The following is a 20,467-nucleotide window of genomic DNA, read 5'->3' as shown; positions in this document are numbered from 1 at the left end:
ACCCCATCACCGGGCTGCCCGTCGGAGCCTCCGGCGACGGGTCCGGCGCCGCGGTGTCCGCGGCCGTGAGCTCGAACGTGCCCAGCCGGCCGGCCGAGGGGGGCCGGTTCTTCGGGGCGCTCGCGGCCGTCGAGCTGCTGGCCATCGTGCTGGTCCCCGGCCTGTTCGCCCTGCAGGCCCGACGCCGCAGGCTCGCCCCGTGAGGCGGCTCGCGGTCGTGCTCCTCGTCCTCGCGGGGCTGGGGGCGGGCGTGGGGTCGGCGTCTGCCGACGACCCGCCCGAGTTCAGCCAGACCAAGACGCTGACCCGCGACTTCCAGGACGCCGACGGCAACGTGACCGCGGTGGACACCAGGACCGTGACCGTCGACGTAGCGGTGACCAGCGACCTGCGCGCGCGCCAGGAGCTCGACGTCTCCTGGACCGGCGCGCACCCGAGCGGCTCGCGCAGCGCCGACCCCCGGGCCGAGAAGGGGCTGCCGCAGGAGTACCCCGTCGTCGTCCTGCAGTGCCGGGGCAGCGGTGACGAGGTGGTCCCCGAGACGTGCTGGACCTCGTTCTTCAAGCAGCGGTCCGACGCGGTCGGGGCCGGGCAGTCGGTCTGGCGGCACGACCTGTACGCGACGCCCGAGCAGCGCGAGGAGCAGAGCGCCCGGCCCGACTGGCCCGCCGACTGCACGCCGAACATCTCGTTCCTCGACCAGTACGCCGTGCCGTTCCGCGCGGCCGGCGGCACGGTCTACGACGTCTGCAGCGCCGAGACCGAGGCGCCCGAGATGGGCTTCAACGGCGCGCTGCCGCCCAACGACCTCGCCGCGTACACGCGCCTCGACGGCACCGGCCGCACCGACTTCGACGTCCGCACCAACGTGGAGAACGAGTCGCTCGGCTGCTCGTCGACCACGCCGTGCTCGCTCGTGGTCATCCCGATCATGGGCATGAGCTGCGTCGACGCCAACGCCGAGTGCCGGCGCACGGGCAAGGCGGCGCCGGGGTCCAGCTACGACGTGTCGACGGGCTTCGACCTCGCGGTCAGCCCCGCGTACTGGTGGGCGCCGTCCAACTGGCGCAACCGGTTCGTCGTGCCGCTGACGTTCCAGCCGCCGCCCGCGCCGTGCAGCGCCCTGGGCCAGGGCGCGCCGGTCGACTTCTTCGGGTCCGAGCTGCTCAGTCAGGCCTCCGTGCAGTGGGCGCCGGCGTACTGCCTCGACGCGAGCCGGTTCACGTACCGGCACAACCGCATGAGCGAGTCGGTGGCCTTCTCCACCATGCTGCGCGGGTCGGGGGTGGCCGCGCTGGTGTCCGACAAGCAGGAGGCGCCGCCCGACGTCCCCGTGGGCTACGCGCCCGTCGCGGTGACCGGGTTCGCGATCGCCTACGTGCTCGACCAGCCCGACAACGCGGGACCGGTCACCGACCTGCGGCTGACGCCCCGGCTGCTGGCCAAGCTGCTCACGCAGTCCTACCTCGGCTCCGACCTCGGGCGGGGGCACGAGGGCATGGCCGGCAACCCCTGGTCCCTCAACCAGGACCCCGAGTTCCTCGCCCTCAACCCCGGCGTGAACCAGGCGCCGACCGAGACCATGGCCACGCTGCTGTCCCTGTCCGTGCGGTCCGACGTGATGGCGGCGCTGACCGCGTACCTCGACGCCGACCCCGACGCCGCGGCCTTCCTGGCGGGGACCCCCGACGAGCACGGCATGGTGGTGAACCCGTCCTACAAGGGAGTCGAGGTGCCCACCCGCGAGTGGGGCCTGCAGGACACCTACGTGCCCGACTACGCCCTCGAGTGCCAGAAGGCGAACTTCGCCGAGTCGCCGTACTTCTCGCAGATCGCGGCGCCGGTCTCCAGCCTGGCGACCATCGCCGAGGCGGTGCTCGACGCCCAGCCCAACGTGCAGACCCGGTGCGACCGCAGCACGTCGAGCGACCCGTGGAAGCTGGGCAGGATCGACCCGCAGAACTGGGGCAGCCGGGGCATGCTCGGCGTCGTCAGCCTGGGCGACGCGGTGCGCTACGGCCTGCGGACCGCGGCGCTGCGCACCACCGGCACCACGTTCGTGACGCCTGACGACGCCTCGCTGGCGGCCGCGGTGTCGACGGCGACGCAGTCCGCGCCGGGGGAGCCGTTCCTGCTCGACGCCGGCACCGTGCGGCAGACCTCCGGCGCGTACCCCGGCACGATGATCGTGCACGCGGCCTCGCGGCTGTCGGGCATGTCGGCGGCCGACGCGGCCGACGCGGCGGCGTTCGTGACGATCGCGACGACCGAGGGGCAGGTGCGGGGGACCGGCGTCGGCCAGCTGCCCGACGGCTACCTGCCGATCACGTCCGGCTCCGCCACGGGCCCCTTGCTGGCGTCGGCGACGAAGGTCGCCGCGGCAGTGAAGGCGCAGTCCGGCGCGCTCGGCGCCCCGGTGTCGACCCCGCCGCACGTGCCCGTCCCGCCCACCACGGCCTCGGTCACCGCGCCCGTGATCGCTCCGCCCGCTGCCGTGGTCCCGGCCGGGCCGGGCACGGAGACCGTCACCGGCCAGCCGGCCGACCCGGCACCCGCCGCGGCCGGTGCGCGCCCCGCGGCCCGCACGGAGGCGACCCCGAGCGGACCCGGCGCGCACTCGCTGCCGATCGCCCTCGGCGCCGGCGCGCTCGCCTTCCTCGGCGCACCGCTGATCCGCAGGATCCCGACCCGGGCGGGCCGACCGTGAGCGCCACCGTCCTCGAGGTGCCCGTCGAGCAGGCGGTGGCGCCGCTGCAGCGCACCGTCCGGCCACGCCCGCCGGCCCCGCCCCGGCCCGAGGCGGCACCGGCCGCGGCCGTCACCGCCACGGCGCTGCTGGTGCTCGGCTCGCTCTGCGCCTGGTTCGCCCTGCACCTGCTGGTGCTTGGCGGGTTCGAGCAGGCGCGGTCGCAGCAGATGCTCTACGCCCAGCTCCGCGTGCAGCTGGCCGACCAGACGGCGCCGCTCGGCGGTCCGATCCCGATCGGCGACCCGGTCGCCCTGCTGACCATCCCCACGCTCGGGCTGCAGCAGGTCGTGGTCGAGGGGACCGCGTCGGGCGACCTGCTGGCCGGGCCCGGACACCTGCGCAGCACGGTGCTGCCGGGCCAGGCGGGGGTCGCGGTGCTGTTCGGCCGTTCCGCCACCTACGGCGCGCCGTTCCGCGCGGTGCCCTCCCTGCGCGCGGGCGACGGCATCGAGGTCACCACCGGCCAGGGTCGGTTCGTGTACCGCGTGGACGCCGTCCGGCGGGCGGGCGACCCGCTGCCGGCCCCGCCCGCCACCCGGGGAGGGCGGCTCACGCTCGTCACGACGGTCGGCCACGGGCTGACCGGTGCGCTCGCACCCGCGGAGGTGGTCTACGTCGACGCCACGCTGCGCGGCGATGCCGCCGTCGGGGAGCCCGGGCGTCCCGCGTCGGTGCCCGACGCCGAGGCCCCGCTCGGCATCGACACGGCGGTCCTGCCCGTGCTCGCGGCCGCGATGCAGGGGCTCCTGCTCGCCGTCGTCGGCACCGTGCTGCTCCGCCGCCGGCTGCCCGCGCGCGTGCTCTGGATCGTCGCCGCCCCGGTGCTGGTCGGGCTCGCGTGGGTGACCACCGACGCCCTCGCGCGCCTGCTGCCCAACCTCATCTGAACGGTTGTCCTGCGGGCTGGTGCAGGCCGTCCCGCGTTCACCGGACGGACCCAGGGCGTTCTCCCGGCGTCGAGACGGTCTGGTCGTGCCGCTCTCGCGGCATGCCAGACATCCTCGAGAGGGAGCTCCATGAACCGCACGAAGGGTTCGGCCGTCGCGGCCGTCCTGCTCGCCGCCGCCCTCGGCGTCGCCGGCGCGACCACGGCCTCCGCCGATGCCACCCCCCAGGCCCGCGACCTCGTCGGCGTGGGTTCGGACACGAGCCAGTTCGCCGTCAACTACCTCGCCGACGGCGTCAAGGTCGGCGCGATCTTCACGCCCGGGTTCAACGCCGGCGCCAACGCGCGCCTGGTCTCGTACGACGCGATCGCCCCCAACGGCGTCATCGGCGACCAGATCGTCATCAAGACCGGCACCGCCTCGATCGCGCGGCCCAACGGCTCGGGCGCCGGCAAGACGGCGCTCATCGCCAACACCAACATCAACTTCGCGCGCTCGTCCTCGACGCTGAGCACCGCCGAGATCAACGCCGGGCTCCAGCAGGTGCCGTTCGCGGTCGACGGGCTCAAGCTCGCCGTGTCCGCCGTGGGCACCAACGCGCCGGCGACCATCAGCCCGGCCGACATGGTGAAGATCTACAACGGCACCTACACCAACTGGAACCAGCTGGGTGGGGCCAACGGCGCCATCAAGGCCTACATCCCGCAGACCGGCTCGGGCACCCGCACGTTCTTCCTGGCCCAGCTGCAGGCCGCCAACGGCGGTACCGCGGTGACGCTCGGCGCGGGCATCACGGAGTCCGAGGAGCACAACCCGGCGGTCTTCGACCCGTCGAGCGCGACGTACGGCGCCAACGCCGTGAACGCCGTCGCCCCGTTCTCCACGGGCCGCGCGGGCTCCAGCGCCGCCCTGGTCAAGCTCGAGGGCGGCTTCAACGCCCAGCGCGCGCTCTACAACGTGGTCCGCACGGCTGACCTGTCGAAGCCGTGGTTCACGTCGATCTTCGGCCCCAACGGCTTCATCTGCGGTGGCGGTGGCAAGTCGTCCATCGAGGCCGCCGGGTTCGCCCAGCTGGCCGTGTCCGACGACGGCGGCGTGTGCGGCATCCCGACCCAGGCCGCGACCTCGAACTTCACGACCAACTGACCCTGCGTTCTTCACCTCTGGAAGGGAAGAGTCCGATGAGAGTCTCCAAGCTCGTGACCGGCGTCCTGGCCGGCTCGCTCGTGGCCGGAGCGGTGGGCCTCGCGCTCGCCGGCCCCGCCATGGCGGCCGACGAGGGCCCGCTGCTCCCCGGCAACATCCGCTGGCACACCGTCGCCGGTCCGCTCGACGTCCAGACGGCGGCGACCACGATCAGCTCGGGCGTCTCCCCGACGGCGGGCGTCAACCCGCGGCCGTGGACGTCCCTGACCGTGGACCAGAACTGCCCCGCCGGCACCACCAGCGCGCAGGTCGGCATCCGCATCCCGCAGGTCGGGGTGCCGGAGAACGACTGGGACCAGGTGCCCGTCGGCGCCGTGTGGTCCGCGCAGGACGCGCAGGGACGGTTCTACATGAACGTCCCGCCCGACCGGCTGAACCGCGCGCAGATCACGCAGTACAACCTCGACCACCCGAACGCAGCGGGCAACCAGTTCCCGTTCGTCGTGGCCTGCCGTGACTCGGGCGGCATCGGCCTGGGGTACTTCAAGACGACCATCACGGTCGTCGGCGGCTCGGACCCACTGAACTACTCGTGGTCCATCCCGGCGGCGCCCCCGCTGGCCGCCTCCCCGTCCACCACCACGCTCGCCACGTCGGCGGCGTCGGTCGAGGCCGGCACGCCCGTCACCCTGACGGCGACCGTCACCCCGACCGCGGCCACCGGCAGCGTCGAGTTCTTCGCCGGCACCACGTCGCTGGGCACCGCGGTGCTGTCGGCCGGCTCGGCGGCGCTCACCACGTCGGCCATCCCGGTGGGCACCAACTCCGTGACGGCGGCCTACCTCGGCGGCAGCAACGCGGCCTCGACGTCCGGCCCGGTCACCGTGACCGTCACGCCGACGCCGGCCCGCCCGACCACGACCGTCCTGTCGGTCTCGCCCCTGGCGGGCGCCCCGTACCAGGCCGTCACCCTGTCGACCACGGTCACCGCGGCCACGGGCCTGCCCAACGGCACGGTGACGTTCAAGGACGGCGCCGCGGTCATCGGCACCGCCCTGTGCACCAACGGCGTCGTCGGCGACATCACGGTGAACTCGCTCAACGCGGGGGCGCACAGCCTCACGGCCGTCTTCGTCGGCACGGCTCCGTACTCCGACTCCACGTCGGCCGCGGTCGCCGCGACGTACACGCAGCAGGGTGCCAGCGACGACCAGACCGTCGTCGTCACCATCCCGCAGGGCGCCATCACCATCACCACGCCCTACACGCCCGCCGCGCCGCTGAACCTCGGCACGGCCGTCCTCGACCCGGCGACCTCGACGTACTCGTCGTCCGCCCCGTTCCAGGACATCGTCATCACGGACACCCGCGCGGGGAACCTGGGCTTCACGGCCTCGGTCGTCACCGGGGCGTTCGACAACGGTGCCGGGTCCACGTTCGGCGGCCAGTACGCCGGGCTCACGGGCCTGGTGGCCACGCAGGTCGTCGGCAACGCGCTCCTCGCCGGTGACCTCGTCCTGACCAACAACGCGGCCGTCGTGCCGGGTCTGGCGACGCCCAAGGTGTTCGCCGCGTACCCGGCCGGTCACTCCGTGGGCACCGCCCACCTGAACGGGGTCTTCGGCATCGCCGGGGTTCCCACGTCGGTCCAGCCCGGCACGTACACGTCGACGGTGACCTTCACCGCCGTCTGATCTCCCGGTGAGGAGGCGGAGCCGCACCGGCTCCGCCTCCTCACCTCCGACCTCCCGGAGCGCTCTCGATGCCCACCGTTCCTCGCCTTCGGACCGCCGCGCTCGCGGCGGTCCTTCTCGGCGTCCTGAGCGCGACGCCCGCGCTCGCCGACGACGCGCCCGCGCCGGACCTCGCCTCCTTCGGCATCGCGCCCGCCGGACCGGAGCGACCCGACGGCCGGTCCTTCCTCAGCTACACGGCCGCCCCGGGCTCGACCATCCAGGACCACGTCGCCGTCCTCAACCAGGCGGCGACCCCGGTCGGTCTCGAGCTGTACGGCGGCGACATCGTGCAGGGCGACCGCGGGCTCGCCGTGGTGCCGCACGCGCAGGCCAACACCGACGCCGGCTCCTGGCTCGTGCTCGGCGGCCCGGAGCAGATCACCGTGCCGGGCCAGACGACCGCCACCGGCATCGGCTACACCATCGTCCCGTTCACCGTGAGCATCCCGGCGAACGCGCAGCCCGGCGACCACGTCGGGGGGATCGTCGCCTCGCTGGTGACCACCGGCTCCGGCGGGGCCAACTCGCCGGCCATCCAGCTGGACCAGCGCGTCGCGGCCCGGGTCTACGTCACCGTCTCCGGGGACCTCGCGCCGGGCCTCGAGGTCGGCGGGCTGACCGCCACGTGGGAGCCCGACGGCGTGCTCGGCAGGGGCACCGTGACGGTCACGTACACCGTGCGGAACACCGGCAACATGCGGATGGCGGTGCAGCCGTCCGCGCGCGTCGCCGGTCCGTTCGGGCTGCTGAGCACCCGCGCGCAGGCGGAGCGGATCGACGAGCTCCTGCCCGGCGGTCAGCAGCAGCAGACCGTCACGGTCGACGGCGTGTGGCCCGCGGTCCTCGAGTCCGTGCAGGTCAGCGCCGACGCGCTCGCACCCTCGGCCGGGGTCGAGCCCGAGCTGGCGCCCGTGTCGGCGTCGGTGCGCCTCTGGGCGGTGCCGTGGCTGCTCCTCGGGCTGCTGCTCGTGCTCGTCGGTCTCGGTACCTGGCGGCTCCGGCGGCGTCGCGCGGGTGCGCGTCGTCCCGCGGACGCCCCCGCGCCGACCCCCGTTCACGTGGGGTCGGCACTGTTCGAGCGGCAGCACGACGCTGCCCGTTCGCCCTCCCGAAAGGAACGCGGCTCGATGCGTCTCTCGAAGCTCCTGACCGGCGTGCTCGCCGGTTCCCTCCTGGCGGGCGTGGTGGGCCTCGCGGCCGCCGGCCCCGCCGCCGCGGCCGACGAGGGCCCGCTGCTGCCCGGCAACATCCGCTGGCACACGGTCGCCGGCCCGCTCGACCAGCAGACCGCCGCCACGACCATCAGCTCGGGCGTCTCGCCCACGGCCGGCGTCAACCCGCGGCCCTGGAAGTCGCTGACCGTGGACCAGAAGTGCCCGGCCAACACCACGAGCGCGCAGGTGGGCATCCGCATCCCGCAGGTGGGCGTGCCGGAGAACGACTGGGACCAGGTGCCGGTCGGCGCCGTGTGGTCCGCCGTGGACGCGCAGGGCCGGTTCTACATGGACGTCCAGCCCGACCGCCTGAACCGCGCGCAGATCACCACGTACAACGAGGCCCACCCCAACGCGACGGGCAACCAGTTCCCGTTCATCGTCGCCTGCCGCGACTCGGGCGGCATCGGCCTGGGCTACTTCAAGACCACGATCACCGTGGTCGGCGGCACGGACCCGCTGAACTACTCGTGGTCCATCCCCGCCGCCCCGGCGCTGAGCAGCGGCGCCGCGGCGACCACGACCACGCTGGCTGCCACGGCCTCGGGCGCGGACCTCGTGCTCTCGGCGACCGTCGCCCCGGCCGCGGCCGGTACGGTGACGTTCCAGGAGAACGGCGCCACGCTCGGCACCGGCACGGTCACCGCCGGCGTCGCCAGCTACACCGTCACCGCGCCGGCCCTGGGCGCGCACACCTACACGGCGAGCTTCGCTCCGACGGACCCCGCGGCCTTCGCCGCCTCGACCGCCGCTCCGCTGAACGTCACGGTGGGCTCCGGACCGAACGGCACCATCACGGTGACGCTCACCGTCCCGGCCGCCCCGCTCGGTGAGCCCGGCAGCCTGGTGTTCACCGTCCCGGCCGGCGCCAACGTGGCGCTCACGGGTCAGCGCGACACGGGCAACACCCGCGTCACCGCGGCGGGCACCCTGCCGACGCTCACCGTGGCGGACACCCGCCGCGACGACCTGCTGACCGGCTGGCAGGTCAACGTCCAGGCCTCCGACTTCACCGGCACCGCCGGCGTCGTCGGCGCCAAGTACCTCGGCTGGGCTCCGGGCCTCCCGGTGGTCACCAAGGACGCCGGCGCCCCGCTGACGGCCCAGGCCGGCCCGAGCGTGGCCTCGTTCCTCGACGACGCCACCAGCGGTGGTCTCGGTGCGAGCAAGCTGCTCGGCAAGTCGCTGGTGAACGGGCGCGGCACCACCACGCTGGCCGCGGCGCTCAACCTGGCCATCCCGGCCAGCACCGCTGAGGGCAGCTACACCTCGACCGTCACCGTCACGCTGATCGGCGGCTGACGGCCGACATGCACACGAGCCTCTTCGGTCGTCGCTCGCTGCTGCGCGCGGTCCTCGTGACCGTGCTGGCGGCGGGCGGCGCCGGGCTGGCCGGCTCCCAGGCCGTCGCGGCGGACGACGTCGCGACGGCCTGGTCCGTCAGCCCTGCCGGTGCGGACGGGCTGCCCGACGGCAGCACGCGGTTCGAGCTGACGATGGACCCCGGCGCGACCGGGGCGGTCAAGGTCGTCGTCTCCAACGCCTCGACGGTCGAGCGCACCTTCGACGTCTACGGGGCGGATGCCCTCAACACCTCGGCCGGCGGGTACGACCTGGAGGCCCACGCCACGGCACCGACGGACGTCGGCGCGTGGGTCACGGCATCGACCCCGACCGTCACCGTGCCCGCCCTGTCCGACGCCGTCGTCGACCTCGCCCTCGCGGTCCCCGCGGCCGCCACCCCCGGGGACCACCCGGGCGGCGTCGTGGTCTCGCTCGCCTCGCCGACGGCCAACGCCGACGGGGTCGTGCTCGACACGCGTGTCGCCGTGCGGCTCAACGTCCGGGTGTCGGGCGACGTGACCCCGCGGCTCGAGGTCCGGGACGTCGGCGCCACCTGGGCCGGCTCGTGGGTGCCGTTCGGCTTCGCGCCCGCCACCGTCAGCTACGCCGTCGCCAACACCGGCAACGTGAAGATCGTCGGCAAGCCGCGCCTGCGCATCACGGGGCCGTTCGGCGTGCACCTGGTCACCACGCGACCCGGGGCCACGCAGGAGGTGCTGCCCGGGCAGTCGTTCACCGTGCGCTCGGTCCTGCCCGCGGTGCTCCCGCTCGGGCTGCTGACCGCGGTCGTGGACGTCGAGATGGAGGCGGCGCCCGGGCCGCAGACCGACATCCCCCTGGTGTCCAGCACGTCCCGCACCGCCGTCGTGGCCGTGCCGTGGACCGGCCTGGCGCTGGTGCTGCTCGTCGCGCTGGGGGTGTGGACCGTGCTCCGTGCGCGTCGTCGGCGCCGCCGGGAGCAGGAGGACGCGTTCCGACGCCTGGAGGAGGAGCCGGCCACGACGCCCACCCTCTACACCGTGGTGCCGGTGCTGCTCGCCCTGCTCGTGCTCGGTGCGCCGACGACCGTCCACGCCGACCCGGACCAGCAGATCACGCTGTCGGTCCCCGCGGCGCCGGCCCGGTCGCACCACGCCTCGGGCGGCTCGTCGGTGGTCCCGTCCTCGGCGCCGGCCGCTCCCGACGCCGGTCCGTCGGCGTCGGCGCCGGCCCCCAGCGCCGCGCCCGTCACCGCCGCCGCACCTGACCTCGTCTGGGCCGACCGTGCCCGCCGTGCCCCGGCCTCCCTGTGGGTGCTGCTCGGGCTCGGGCTGCTGGCGCTCGCGGGCGCGGTCGGCCGGCACCTGATGGTCCGGGGCTCGCTCCCGTGACCCCCCACCGACCCCCGAGGACCTCCCTGTGACCGCACCGACCCACGACTCGTCGACGATCCTGCTGCCGCCGGTCTCGGCCGACCCGGCCGCCTTCACCCCGGTCGCGGCGGCGGCCCCGAGCTTCGCGCCCGCGCACCTGGCGCAGCTGGAGGCGCGGGAGATCAGCGCCTGGTTCGGCACGCACCAGGTGCTCGACCGCGTCTCGCTCACCATGCCGGCGGGGGTCGTCACGTCGCTCATCGGCCCCTCGGGCTGCGGCAAGTCGACGTTCCTGCGCATCCTCAACCGGATGCACGAGCTGGTGCCGTCGGCCGCCCTGGCCGGTCAGGTGCTGCTCGACAACGACGACATCTACGACCCGTCGCGGCGGCTCACCCAGGCGCGCCGCGACATCGGCATGGTGTTCCAGAAGCCCAACCCGTTCCCCGCCATGAGCATCCGGGAGAACGTGCTGGCGGGCCTGCGGCTCACGGGCGTGCGGGCGTCGGCGTCCGAGAAGGACTCGCTGGTGGAGCAGTCGCTGACCAAGGCGGGCCTGTGGCGCGAGGTGCGCGACCGGCTGTCAGCCCCCGGCGGCGGCCTGTCGGGCGGCCAGCAGCAGCGCCTCTGCATCGCGCGGTCGCTCGCCGTCCGACCCCGCGTCCTGCTCATGGACGAGCCCTGCTCCGCGCTCGACCCCACCTCGACGCGCGTCATCGAGGACACCATGACCGAGCTGGCGCACGAGGTCACCATCGTCATCGTCACGCACAACATGCAGCAGGCGGCCCGCGTCTCGCAGCAGTGCGCGTTCTTCCTCGCGTCGCAGGGCACTCCCGGGGTGATCGTGGAGCACGGCGACACGCGCGCGATGTTCCAGTCGCCCCAGGACGAGCGGACCGCGGCGTACGTCAGCGGCCGGTTCGGGTGAGGTGAGACGCCAAAGTCCTCGGTGAGGAGGGCCCGCGGGTCATAGCGTGAGCGGCAGCGCCGGAAGGAGCCGCCGATGTCGTCGCCCGAGCCTCCCGCGGGGACTCCCTCGCCCACGGTGCGCGCCCAGATCCTGGCGACCGAGCACTGGAGCCTGCTGGGCACGCGAAGCACCCTCTGGGCCGAGGTGATGAGCAGGATCACCATCCACCTGACCGTCGCGTCCGCCGCGCTCGTGGTCCTGGCGCTCGTCGCGCAGGCGTCGGGGTTCGGGACCCCGTTCCGGGTGCTCTCGATCGGGCTGGCCTCGGTCGTGCTGATCCTCGGGACGCTGACCGGCGTGCGCGTGATGAACGCCAGCCACGACGACAGCGCGCTGATCCTGGGGATGAACCGGATCCGCTCCGCGTACATCGCGCTCGACCCGGAGATCGCCGACTACCTCGTCACCTCGTGGGAGGACAGCCGCGCGGGGCTCATGCAGACCTACACGATGGGTCTCAAGCGCTCGACGCTCAGCCACGTCGTGGGCAGCACGGCGATGTTCGTCAACGTGGTGAACGCGATCGTCGCCGGGACGCTGGGCGCGCTCGTCGCGAGCGCCGCGGGGGCCGGCAGCGCCGGGATCGCCATCGTCGGTTCCCTCGCTGCGCTGGTCTACCTCGGCGTGTGGATGGAGTACGGGCGCCGGTCGTTCCGCGCGCCCGACGACGAGCCCTGAGGCCCCCGTCAGCCCGCGCGCAGCACGAGGAGGAACTGCCCGCCGCCCGGCTCGACCGCCGCCGTCGCTCGCAGGTCGGGGGCGAACCTCGACAGCCGGTCCTCGAGCCAGGCTGCCGCCGCCTCACCGTCCGCCTTCGTCGGGCAGCGCCCCACGACCTCGCGACCGCCCTTGCGGGTCAGCCGCTCGACGGTCGACACGATCGGTGCCGGCTCGACGACGAACAGCGCCGGCGACCACGCCACGACCGGCTTGACCGCCCCCTTGCGGGTGTTGCAGGCCCGGTGCGCCAGGCGCTCCGAGCCCGGCGCGGCCTTCTTGCCCTTCGGCGTCGCGCCGCCGTCGATGCTCGGGCCGCGATCGGCGTTGACGGACGCGTCGGGGTCGACCGGCTCGTCGCACAAACAGCATCGCCAGGCGTCGCGCTCGCCGACCTCGTGAAGGGTGCTCATGACCGGAGGCTACGGGGGTTCGAGACCCTCGACGTCCTCAGCAAGCTGTGGTGGTCTGCGAGCCCGGCCGTTGGGCAGATGCGACTGGGCCGTCAGTGATGTGTGCCCGCGAAAGGACTCGAACCTTCGACCTTCTGCTCCGGAGGCAGACGCTCTATCCACTGAGCTACGCGGGCGGGCACACCGACCCGGGGGTCGATGCGGTGCACGACACTACCAGCCGCGGCTCACTCGCCCAGCAGCGCGGACAGGTACTGGTTGGTCTCGCTGGCGGCCCGGCCGTCGTCGCCGGCGACGATGGCCTCGACCAGGACGTCGTGCGCGTCGTGGCCGTGGGTGTCGGTGACGAAGTTGAACCGGATGTTCTCGCCGATCGCGTCGAGCAGGTTCTCGTAGAGGGTGACCAGCACGGGGTTGGCGGTCGCGCGGACGATCGCGCGGTGCAGGTCGAGGTCGGTCGACACCATCGCGTCGAGGTCGCCCGCGTGGTAGGCCGCAGCGCGCTCGTCGCGACGCTGGAGCAGGCCCGCGGCGTCCCCGGCGGTGCGTCTGCGGGCGGCGAGCCGGCCGGCCTCGACCTCCAGGGCCCGCCGCACCTCGACCACGTCGCGCTGGCGGGCGTCGGCGATCTGGCGGCCCATGGTCGCGGCGAGCTCGTAGCGGGACACCACGTAGGTGCCGGAGCCCTGCCGGCGTTCCAGCAGGCCGGCGTGCACCAGGGACTGCACGGCCTCGCGCACCGTGTTGCGGCCGACGCCGAGCAGGTCCACCAGGGCCGGCTCGGGCGGGATCCGGGCCCCCACGGGCCACTCCTGCGACTCGATGCGGCTGCGGAGCTCGTCCACCGCGGTGTCGATCAGTCCGGTCCGTCGCGCCATCCGGTCAGGCTCCGTGTCCAGGCATGCGGTGCAGTCAACACCGGCGGGTCTGCCGACGCCAGACCCCCAGACGGATGATCTGCGACGCGCGCGCCCGCCGACCGGGCGGTCGCCGCTCGTCGCCCGCGGCGGATCGGCCCGGCCGGCTCGGTACCCTTCTCCGGTGACTCCCGCCCAGCTCTCCGAGGCCCTCAAGGCCGCTCTCGTGCACGCCGTCGACGACGGCACGTTCGCCCTCGACCCCGCCGCGATCCCCGCGACCGTGCACCTCGAGCGACCCCGGCAGCGCGAGCACGGCGACTGGGCCACCAACGTGGCCATGCAGCTGGCCAAGAAGGCCGGCACCAACCCGCGGGCGTTCGCCGAAGAGCTTGCGCGCCGCCTCACCAGCACCGAGGGCATCGCGGCGGTCGAGGTGGCCGGTCCCGGCTTCCTCAACATCCGTCTCGAGGCCGCTGCCGCCGGCGAGCTGGCCCGCTCCGTGGTCGAGCAGGGCTCCGACTACGGGCAGAACGAGACGCTCTCGGGCGTCTCGGTGAACCTCGAGTTCGTGTCCGCCAACCCCACGGGCCCGCTGCACATCGGCGGCGTGCGCTGGGCGGCCGTCGGCGACAGCCTGGCGCGCGTGCTGCAGGCGTCCGGCGCGGCGGTCACCCGCGAGTACTACTTCAACGACCACGGCGCGCAGATCGACCGGTTCGCGCGCTCGCTCCTGGCCCGCGCGCTGGGCAAGGACGCGCCCGAGGACGGGTACGGCGGCCAGTACATCGCCGAGATCGCCGAGCAGGTGGTCGCGGACGCGCTCGCGGCCGGCGAGCCCGACCCGCGCACGCTGCCGGAGGCCGCCGCCACCGAGGCGTTCCGGGCCCGAGGCGTCGAGCTCATGTTCGGCGAGATCAAGCAGTCGATGCACGACTTCGGGGTCGACTTCGACGTCTACTTCCACGAGGACTCGCTGCACGAGTCGGGCGCCGTCGACCACGCGATCGCGCGGCTGCGCGAGCTCGGCCACATCTTCGAGGCCGACGGCGCCACCTGGCTGCGCACCACGACGTTCGGCGACGACCGCGACCGCGTGATCATCCGGTCCAACGGCGAGGCCGCCTACATCGCGGGCGACATCGCCTACTACCTGGACAAGCGGGAGCGCGGCTTCGACCGCGTCGTCATCATGCTCGGCGCCGACCACCACGGGTACATCGGCCGCATGATGGCGATCTGCGCGGCGTTCGGCGACACCCCCGGCGTCAACCTCGAGATCCTCATCGGGCAGCTGGTGAACCTGGTGAAGGACGGCGCACCCGTCCGGATGAGCAAGCGGGCCGGCACCGTCGTGACCATCGACGACCTGGTCGAGGCCGTCGGCGTGGATGCGGCCCGGTACGCGCTCGCGCGCTCGTCGGCGGACTCGAGCATCGACCTCGACCTCGACCTGCTGAGCCGCGCCACCAACGAGAACCCCGTGTTCTACGTCCAGTACGCGCACGCGCGCACGGTCAACGTGGCCCGCAACGCCGCCGAGGCGGGTGTGCGCCGCGAGGACGGGTTCGACGCCTCGCTGCTCGACCACCCGAGCGAGGCCGTGCTGCTGGGCCAGATCGCGGAGCTGCCGCGGGTGGTGGCGCAGGCCGCCGAGCTGCGCGAGCCGCACCGGGTGGCCCGCTACCTCGAGGAGCTCGCCGGCGCGTACCACAAGTGGTACGACCAGCGCCGCGTCGCCCCGTTCGGCGACGAGGAGGTCAGCGACGTGCACCGCACCCGCCTGTGGCTCAACGACGCCACCCGCCAGGTGCTGGCCAACGGGCTGGGGCTGCTGGGCGTGACCGCCCCGGAGCGGATGTGACCACCTTCATCCCCGGCGAGCCCTGGTCCACCGGGGTCGCACGTGCGGCGAACGGCTCCGTGACGATCGCCGGCGTCGGGGTGCGCGCGCTCGCGACCGAGCACGGCACGCCCGCGTACGTGCTGGACGAGGCCGACCTGCGCGCCCGCGCCCGGGGCTACCGGCGCGCGTTCGAGACGGCGTTCGCCGAGATCGGCGCGGGCGTCGACGTCTACTACGCCGGCAAGGCGTTCCTCTCGGTCGCGGTCGCCCGGTGGGTGCACGAGGAGGGCCTGCGGGTGGACACCGCGACCGGCGGCGAGCTGGCGGTCGCCCTGCGCGCGGGGATCCCCGGCGAGCACCTCGGGCTGCACGGCAACAACAAGTCAAACGCGGAGATCGCGCGCGCGCTCGACGCCGGGGTCGGCCGGATCATCGTGGACTCGCTCGTGGAGATCGACCGGGTCGCGAACGCAGCCTCCACCGAACGCCCCGCGCCCGTGATGGTCCGCGTGACCACGGGCGTGCACGCGGGTGGCCACGAGTACATCTCGACCGCGCACGAGGACCAGAAGTTCGGGCTCTCGATCGCCGGCGACGGCGACAGCCCGGCGATGCAGGGGCTGCTCGCGGTGCTGGCCCGGCCCGAGCTGCGGCTGCTCGGCATCCACTCGCACATCGGCTCGCAGATCCTCGATCCGTCGGGGTTCGAGGTCGCCGCCCACGCGGTTCTCACGTTGCGGGCGCAGCTGGCCGAGCGGACCGGCGTGCTCGTCGACGAGGTCGACCTCGGCGGCGGGTACGGCATCGCCTACCTGCCCGGGGAGGTCGCCCTCGACCCGGACCGGATCGCCAAGGACATCGCGTCCTCCGTGCAGGCCAGCGCCACGGACCTGGGCACGCCGCTGCCGCGGTTCTCGATCGAGCCCGGCCGGGCGATCGTCGGCCCCGCCGGCCTGACGCTCTACACGGTCGGCACGGTCAAGCCGGTACGGCTCGAGGACGGGCGCACCCGCACGTACGTGTCCGTCGACGGCGGCATGAGCGACAACATCCGGCCCGCGCTGTACGGCGCGCAGTACCACGCGGAGGTCGTCGGCCGGTCCGCGGCCGCGCAGACCGTGCTGGCGCGCGTCGTCGGCAAGCACTGCGAGAGCGGCGACATCGTCGTGCACGACGTGCAGCTGCCCGCCGACGTCCGCGCGGGGGACCTGCTCGCGGTGGCCGCGACGGGCGCTTACGGGCGGTCGATGGCGTCGAACTACAACCACGTGCCACGCCCGGCGGTGATCGCGGTCGCGGACGGGACGAGCCGCGTGCTGGTGCGCCGCGAGACCGAGGACGACTTGCTCGCGCTCGACCTCGGCTGAGCCGCGTCGCCACACGCGTGAAGAGTTCGTTGCGCCCAGCGCAACTGAGTCTTCACGCGAGCGTGCTCACGCACGGCGCGACGACGACGCCGACGACGGCTGCTGGCTGGGCGCTCGGACCGCACCGCTCGCTCCACGTTCCGGACCGCGGGTCCCGCCAGTCGGACGCACCCCTATCCTGGGTCCGCTCCCGCCCGACCCGATCAGGAGATGCGTCTCGTGCCGTCACCCGCGTCCGCCCACCCGCCCCTGCGCGTCGCCGTCCTCGGCTGCGGCGTCGTCGGCACGGAAGTGGTGCGGCTGCTCACGACGCAGGCCTCGGACCTGGCGTCCCGGGTGGGGGCCACGCTCGAGCTGGTCGGGATCGCGGTCCGCGACGTCGAGGCCCCCCGGGACGCGGTGGTCGACCGCTCCCTCCTGACCGCCGACGCCGAGTCGCTGGTCGAGCGCGCCGACGTCGTGGTCGAGCTCATGGGCGGCATCGAGCCCGCGCGGAGCCTGCTGCTGCGGGCGATCGCGGGCGGCGCGTCGGTGGTCACCGCCAACAAGGCGCTGCTCGCCCAGGACGGCCCCACGCTCTACGCCGCCGCCGACGAGGCCGGCGTGGACCTGTACTTCGAGGCGGCCGTCGCGGGAGCCATCCCCATCGTCCGGCCGGTCCGCGAGTCCCTCGCGGGAGACCGCGTGACCCGCGTGCTGGGCATCGTCAACGGCACCACCAACTACGTGCTCGACAAGATGGCCACGGAGGGCGTCGACCTCGACCAGGCGGTCAAGGAGGCGCAGGCGCTCGGGTACGCGGAGGCCGATCCCACGGCCGACGTCGAGGGGTACGACGCCGCGGCCAAGGCGGCGATCCTCGCCTCGCTCGCGTTCCACACGCGGGTGTCCATCGACGACGTCTCCCGCGAGGGCATCACCGGGCTGACCGCCGACGACGTGCTGTGGGCCCAGCGCACCGGGCACGTGCTCAAGCTGCTGGCGATCGCCGAGCGCGGGTCCGCCGACGGCGTCGAGGGCGTGCAGGTCCGCGTGCACCCCGCGCTCGTGCCGTCCGGCCACCCCCTGGCCGGCGTCCGCGGGGCGTACAACGCGGTGTTCGTCGAGGCCGAGGCCGCGGGCGAGCTCATGTTCTACGGCCGCGGCGCGGGCGGCGAGCCCACCGCGTCGGCCGTGCTCGGCGACGTGGTCTCCGTGGCCCGGCACCGCGTGCTGGGCGGCCGGGGCCCGGTCGAGTCCCGCTACGCCGACCTGCCCGTGCTGCCGGCCGCCGCCGCGCGCACCCGCTACCAGGTGCGGCTCGAGGTCGCGGACCGTCCGGGCGTCCTCGCGCAGGTGGCCACGGAGCTGGCGTCGCACGGCGTCTCGATCGAGGCCGTGCGCCAGTCGCCCGCCTCCGAGACGACGCCCGACGCCGACTTCGCGCGCCTGGTGATCACCACGCACGCCGCCCCCGAGCACGCCCTGCGCAGCACCGTCGACGCCATCGCCGGCCTCGACGTGGTCCGCCGGGTCGTGTCCGTCCTGCGAGTCGAGGGAGCCTGATGGCCCACCAGTGGCGCGGCGTCATCGCCGAGTACGCCGACCGCCTGCCCGCGCACGTCCAGGAGCGCGTCGTCACGCTGGGGGAGGGCGGCACGCCGCTCGTCCCGTCGCCGACGCTGTCGCAGCGCACCGGGGCCGAGGTGTTCATCAAGGTCGAGGGCATGAACCCGACCGGGTCGTTCAAGGACCGCGGCATGACGACCGCGATGTCCGCCGCGGCGGGCCGCGGAGCCAAGGCGGTGGTGTGCGCGTCGACCGGCAACACGTCCGCGTCGGCCGCCGCCTACGCCACGCGCGCGGGCATGGTCTGCGCGGTGCTGGTGCCGGAGGGCAAGATCGCGATGGGCAAGCTGAGCCAGGCCGTCGCGCACGGCGCCACGCTGCTGCAGGTCGACGGCAACTTCGACGACTGCCTGGTGGCCGCCCGCAAGCTGGCGGAGGCGTACCCGGTCGAGCTGGTCAACTCGGTCAACCCCGACCGGATCGAGGGCCAGAAGACGGCAGCGTTCGAGATCGTCGACGCGCTGGGCGACGCCCCGGACGTCCACGTGCTCCCCGTGGGCAACGCCGGCAACATCACCGCGTACTGGAAGGGCTACCGCGAGTACGCGGGCCTCGACGGCGGCGCGGGGCACACCCCGGTGGCCACGCGCACGCCGATCATGTGGGGCTTTCAGGCCGACGGGGCCGCCCCGATCGTGCGCGGCTACCCGATCGATCAGCCCGAGACCATCGCCACGGCGATCCGGATCGGCAACCCCGCGTCGTGGGCGCAGGCCGAGGAGGCGCGCGACGTCTCCGGCGGGCTCATCGAGGCCGTGACGGACCAGGAGATCCTCGCCGCGCACCGCGTGCTCTCGGCCGAGGTCGGCATCTTCGTGGAGCCCGCCTCGGCGTCCGGGGTCGCGGGCCTGCTCCGGCTCAGCGACGAGGGCCGCGTGCCCGCCGGCGCGCGCATCGTCATCACGGTGACCGGGCACGGGCTCAAGGACCCGCAGTGGGCGCTGCGCACGCCGGACGGCGGCGACGTCGTGCCGGTCCGCGTGACCGCCGACGTGGTGTCCATCGCCACCGCCCTCGGCCTGGACTGAGGCCCGCGATGCGCCTGGGTGCGGACCACGTCCGCGTCCGCGTCCCTGCCACCAGCGCCAACCTGGGCCCGGGCTTCGACGCCGTCGGCATCGCGCTCGGGCTGCACGACGAGCTCGAGGTGCGCGCGCTCGGGTCGCCCGGCGTCAAGGTCGAGGTCACCGGCGAGGGCGCGGGGCAGGTTCCCGACGACGAGCAGCACCTGGTGGTCAGCTCGCTGCGCGCGGCGCTCGACCTGGTGGGTGCCCCGCAGACCGGCCTGCACCTGGTGTGCCACAACCGCATCCCGCACGGCCGCGGCCTCGGCTCGTCCGCTGCGGCGGTCGTCGCCGGCATCGTCGCGGCCCGCGGCCTGATCGCCGAGCCTGACGCGCTCTCCGACGAGGTCGTGCTGGACCTGGCGGCGCAGATCGAGGGCCACCCCGACAACGCGGCGCCGGCGGTGCTGGGCGGCGCGACCCTGGCCTGGCGCGACGACCGGTTCCGGGCCGTCGACCTGGCGGTGCACGACGACGTGGCGCTGCTCGCGATCGTCCCGCCCACCCACCTGTCCACCAAGGCCGCCCGCGGCGTCCTGCCGGCGACCGTGCCGCACGCCGACGCCGCGTTCCAGGCAGGCCGCGCCGCGCTGCTGGTGGAGGCCCTCGGGCGGCGTCCCGACCTGCTCCTGCCGGCCACGCAGGACCGCCTGCACCAGGAGTACCGCCGCGCGGTCATGCCCGGGTCGCTCGCGCTCGTCGACGTCCTGCGCGCCCGCGGGGTCGCCGCCGTCGTGTCGGGCGCCGGTCCCACCGTCCTGGTGCTGGCGCGTCGGGTCGGGGCCGCCCGGGCCGCCGACGGCGAGGTCACCACCGACGCCGACGACGCCGTGCGCGCTGCGTTCGGCGGCGCCATGGGGGGCTGGCAGATCCTGCCGCTCCCGGTGGACCGCGAGGGCGCCACCGTCCAGCGGGTGCCGTGACCGGGTGAAACCTGACCTGGTCGTTCACCCGGAAAGGTGACCGAGCCGACAGTGATAGCATCGATGCGTTCCCCGGATCTCGTCCTCGGGCAGCCCGTGTCGTACGTGACCGGCCGCCGCAGATGAGTGAGACGACCCGGGAACGATCCAGCCCACCGTGCGCAGACGTCGTCGTACGCAGCGCGTGTGTGGCTCCAGCACCGTCTCGGTCACTCCGACCGGACGTCGGCCGATCCCCGAACCATCGGGTCCCGGCCACCGACGAGGGGAA

At 74.2% G+C, this 20,467-nt stretch carries 16 protein-coding genes and 1 tRNA gene; 14 read left to right on the top strand and 3 right to left on the bottom strand.

Annotated features, from left to right (window positions below):
* The 9 genes from AB5970_RS14200 to AB5970_RS14160 all read left to right on the top strand — a co-directional run.
* The coding region (locus AB5970_RS14200) for a hypothetical protein (RefSeq protein WP_370504602.1) at nucleotides 1–203 on the top strand (203 nt) is incomplete at its 5' end.
* Complete coding sequence (locus tag AB5970_RS14195) at nucleotides 200–2,707, top strand: hypothetical protein (protein WP_370504601.1); 2,508 nt, start codon at nucleotides 200–202, stop codon at nucleotides 2,705–2,707. The genes AB5970_RS14200 and AB5970_RS14195, both read left to right, overlap by 4 nt.
* Nucleotides 2,704–3,636: a class E sortase gene (locus AB5970_RS14190; protein ID WP_370504600.1), complete on the top strand. Its 933-nt coding sequence runs from the start codon at nucleotides 2,704–2,706 to the stop codon at nucleotides 3,634–3,636. Before AB5970_RS14195 ends, AB5970_RS14190 begins: the two co-directional genes overlap by 4 nt.
* A gap of 129 nt (nucleotides 3,637–3,765) precedes the next feature.
* Nucleotides 3,766–4,782 carry a substrate-binding domain-containing protein gene (locus AB5970_RS14185; RefSeq protein WP_370504599.1) on the top strand — a complete coding sequence of 339 codons (1,017 nt, stop codon included), beginning with the start codon at nucleotides 3,766–3,768 and terminating at the stop codon, nucleotides 4,780–4,782.
* A 35-nt stretch (nucleotides 4,783–4,817) separates the two neighbouring features.
* A complete protein-coding gene (locus AB5970_RS14180; RefSeq protein ID WP_370504598.1) occupies nucleotides 4,818–6,476 on the top strand; it encodes an Ig-like domain repeat protein in 1,659 nt (552 codons plus the stop codon).
* A 68-nt stretch (nucleotides 6,477–6,544) separates the two neighbouring features.
* A complete protein-coding gene (locus AB5970_RS14175) occupies nucleotides 6,545–9,034 on the top strand; it encodes an Ig-like domain-containing protein (protein WP_370504597.1) in 2,490 nt (829 codons plus the stop codon).
* Nucleotides 9,035–9,042: 8 nt separating this feature from the next.
* A complete protein-coding gene (locus AB5970_RS14170) occupies nucleotides 9,043–10,446 on the top strand; it encodes a WxL protein peptidoglycan domain-containing protein (protein WP_370504596.1) in 1,404 nt (467 codons plus the stop codon).
* 139 nt (nucleotides 10,447–10,585) lie between these two features.
* Nucleotides 10,586–11,359 (top strand): phosphate ABC transporter ATP-binding protein, encoded by a 774-nt coding sequence (locus AB5970_RS14165; protein WP_370504605.1) that lies wholly within the window; start codon nucleotides 10,586–10,588, stop codon nucleotides 11,357–11,359.
* A gap of 75 nt (nucleotides 11,360–11,434) precedes the next feature.
* Nucleotides 11,435–12,079, top strand: a complete 645-nt coding sequence (locus tag AB5970_RS14160; protein WP_370504595.1) for a hypothetical protein — start codon at nucleotides 11,435–11,437, stop codon at nucleotides 12,077–12,079.
* Nucleotides 12,080–12,087: 8 nt separating this feature from the next.
* Here AB5970_RS14160 and AB5970_RS14155 read toward each other — a convergent pair whose 3' ends face one another.
* The 3 genes from AB5970_RS14155 to AB5970_RS14145 all read right to left on the bottom strand — a co-directional run bounded on the left by AB5970_RS14155 (nucleotide 12,088) and on the right by AB5970_RS14145 (nucleotide 13,409).
* On the bottom strand, nucleotides 12,088–12,531 hold the full coding sequence (locus AB5970_RS14155) for a hypothetical protein (RefSeq protein WP_370504594.1): 444 nt from the start codon (nucleotides 12,529–12,531) through the stop codon (nucleotides 12,088–12,090).
* Nucleotides 12,532–12,634: 103 nt separating this feature from the next.
* Nucleotides 12,635–12,707: transfer RNA gene (locus tag AB5970_RS14150), tRNA-Arg, on the bottom strand.
* Between the two features lie 51 nt (nucleotides 12,708–12,758).
* Complete coding sequence (locus tag AB5970_RS14145) at nucleotides 12,759–13,409, bottom strand: FadR/GntR family transcriptional regulator (RefSeq protein ID WP_370504593.1); 651 nt, start codon at nucleotides 13,407–13,409, stop codon at nucleotides 12,759–12,761.
* A 163-nt stretch (nucleotides 13,410–13,572) separates the two neighbouring features.
* Between AB5970_RS14145 and argS the strand changes: the two genes are divergently transcribed.
* From argS to thrB, 5 genes are all read left to right on the top strand, one after another.
* Nucleotides 13,573–15,252: an arginine--tRNA ligase gene (gene argS / locus AB5970_RS14140; RefSeq protein WP_370504592.1), complete on the top strand. Its 1,680-nt coding sequence runs from the start codon at nucleotides 13,573–13,575 to the stop codon at nucleotides 15,250–15,252.
* Complete coding sequence (gene lysA, locus AB5970_RS14135) at nucleotides 15,249–16,601, top strand: diaminopimelate decarboxylase (protein WP_370504591.1); 1,353 nt, start codon at nucleotides 15,249–15,251, stop codon at nucleotides 16,599–16,601. The genes argS and lysA overlap by 4 nt, the downstream gene beginning before the upstream one ends.
* 210 nt (nucleotides 16,602–16,811) lie before the next feature.
* Nucleotides 16,812–18,146, top strand: a complete 1,335-nt coding sequence (locus AB5970_RS14130) for a homoserine dehydrogenase (protein WP_370504590.1) — start codon at nucleotides 16,812–16,814, stop codon at nucleotides 18,144–18,146.
* Nucleotides 18,146–19,237, top strand: coding sequence for a threonine synthase (gene thrC / locus AB5970_RS14125; RefSeq protein ID WP_370504589.1), 1,092 nt, complete (start codon nucleotides 18,146–18,148; stop codon nucleotides 19,235–19,237). The genes AB5970_RS14130 and thrC overlap by 1 nt, the downstream gene beginning before the upstream one ends.
* 8 nt (nucleotides 19,238–19,245) lie before the next feature.
* Complete coding sequence (gene thrB, locus AB5970_RS14120; RefSeq protein ID WP_370504588.1) at nucleotides 19,246–20,196, top strand: homoserine kinase; 951 nt, start codon at nucleotides 19,246–19,248, stop codon at nucleotides 20,194–20,196.
* The last annotated feature ends 271 nt before the right edge of the window (nucleotides 20,197–20,467 follow it).

Source organism: Cellulomonas sp. ICMP 17802, assembly GCF_041295535.1.
Classification (GTDB): domain Bacteria; phylum Actinomycetota; class Actinomycetes; order Actinomycetales; family Cellulomonadaceae; genus Cellulomonas.
This window is presented reverse-complemented; position numbering and strand designations above follow the sequence as displayed.

Coding starts and splice junctions, on each gene's coding strand:
- AB5970_RS14170 (WP_370504596.1), top strand. CDS start 9,043: ATGCACACGAGCCTCTTCGGTCGTCGCTCGCTGCTGCGCGCGGTCCTC.
- AB5970_RS14185 (WP_370504599.1), top strand. CDS start 3,766: ATGAACCGCACGAAGGGTTCGGCCGTCGCGGCCGTCCTGCTCGCCGCC.
- AB5970_RS14155 (WP_370504594.1), bottom strand. CDS start 12,531: ATGAGCACCCTTCACGAGGTCGGCGAGCGCGACGCCTGGCGATGCTGT.
- thrB (WP_370504588.1), top strand. CDS start 19,246: ATGCGCCTGGGTGCGGACCACGTCCGCGTCCGCGTCCCTGCCACCAGC.
- AB5970_RS14130 (WP_370504590.1), top strand. CDS start 16,812: ATGCGTCTCGTGCCGTCACCCGCGTCCGCCCACCCGCCCCTGCGCGTC.
- thrC (WP_370504589.1), top strand. CDS start 18,146: ATGGCCCACCAGTGGCGCGGCGTCATCGCCGAGTACGCCGACCGCCTG.
- AB5970_RS14180 (WP_370504598.1), top strand. CDS start 4,818: ATGAGAGTCTCCAAGCTCGTGACCGGCGTCCTGGCCGGCTCGCTCGTG.
- AB5970_RS14175 (WP_370504597.1), top strand. CDS start 6,545: ATGCCCACCGTTCCTCGCCTTCGGACCGCCGCGCTCGCGGCGGTCCTT.
- AB5970_RS14145 (WP_370504593.1), bottom strand. CDS start 13,409: ATGGCGCGACGGACCGGACTGATCGACACCGCGGTGGACGAGCTCCGC.
- AB5970_RS14160 (WP_370504595.1), top strand. CDS start 11,435: ATGTCGTCGCCCGAGCCTCCCGCGGGGACTCCCTCGCCCACGGTGCGC.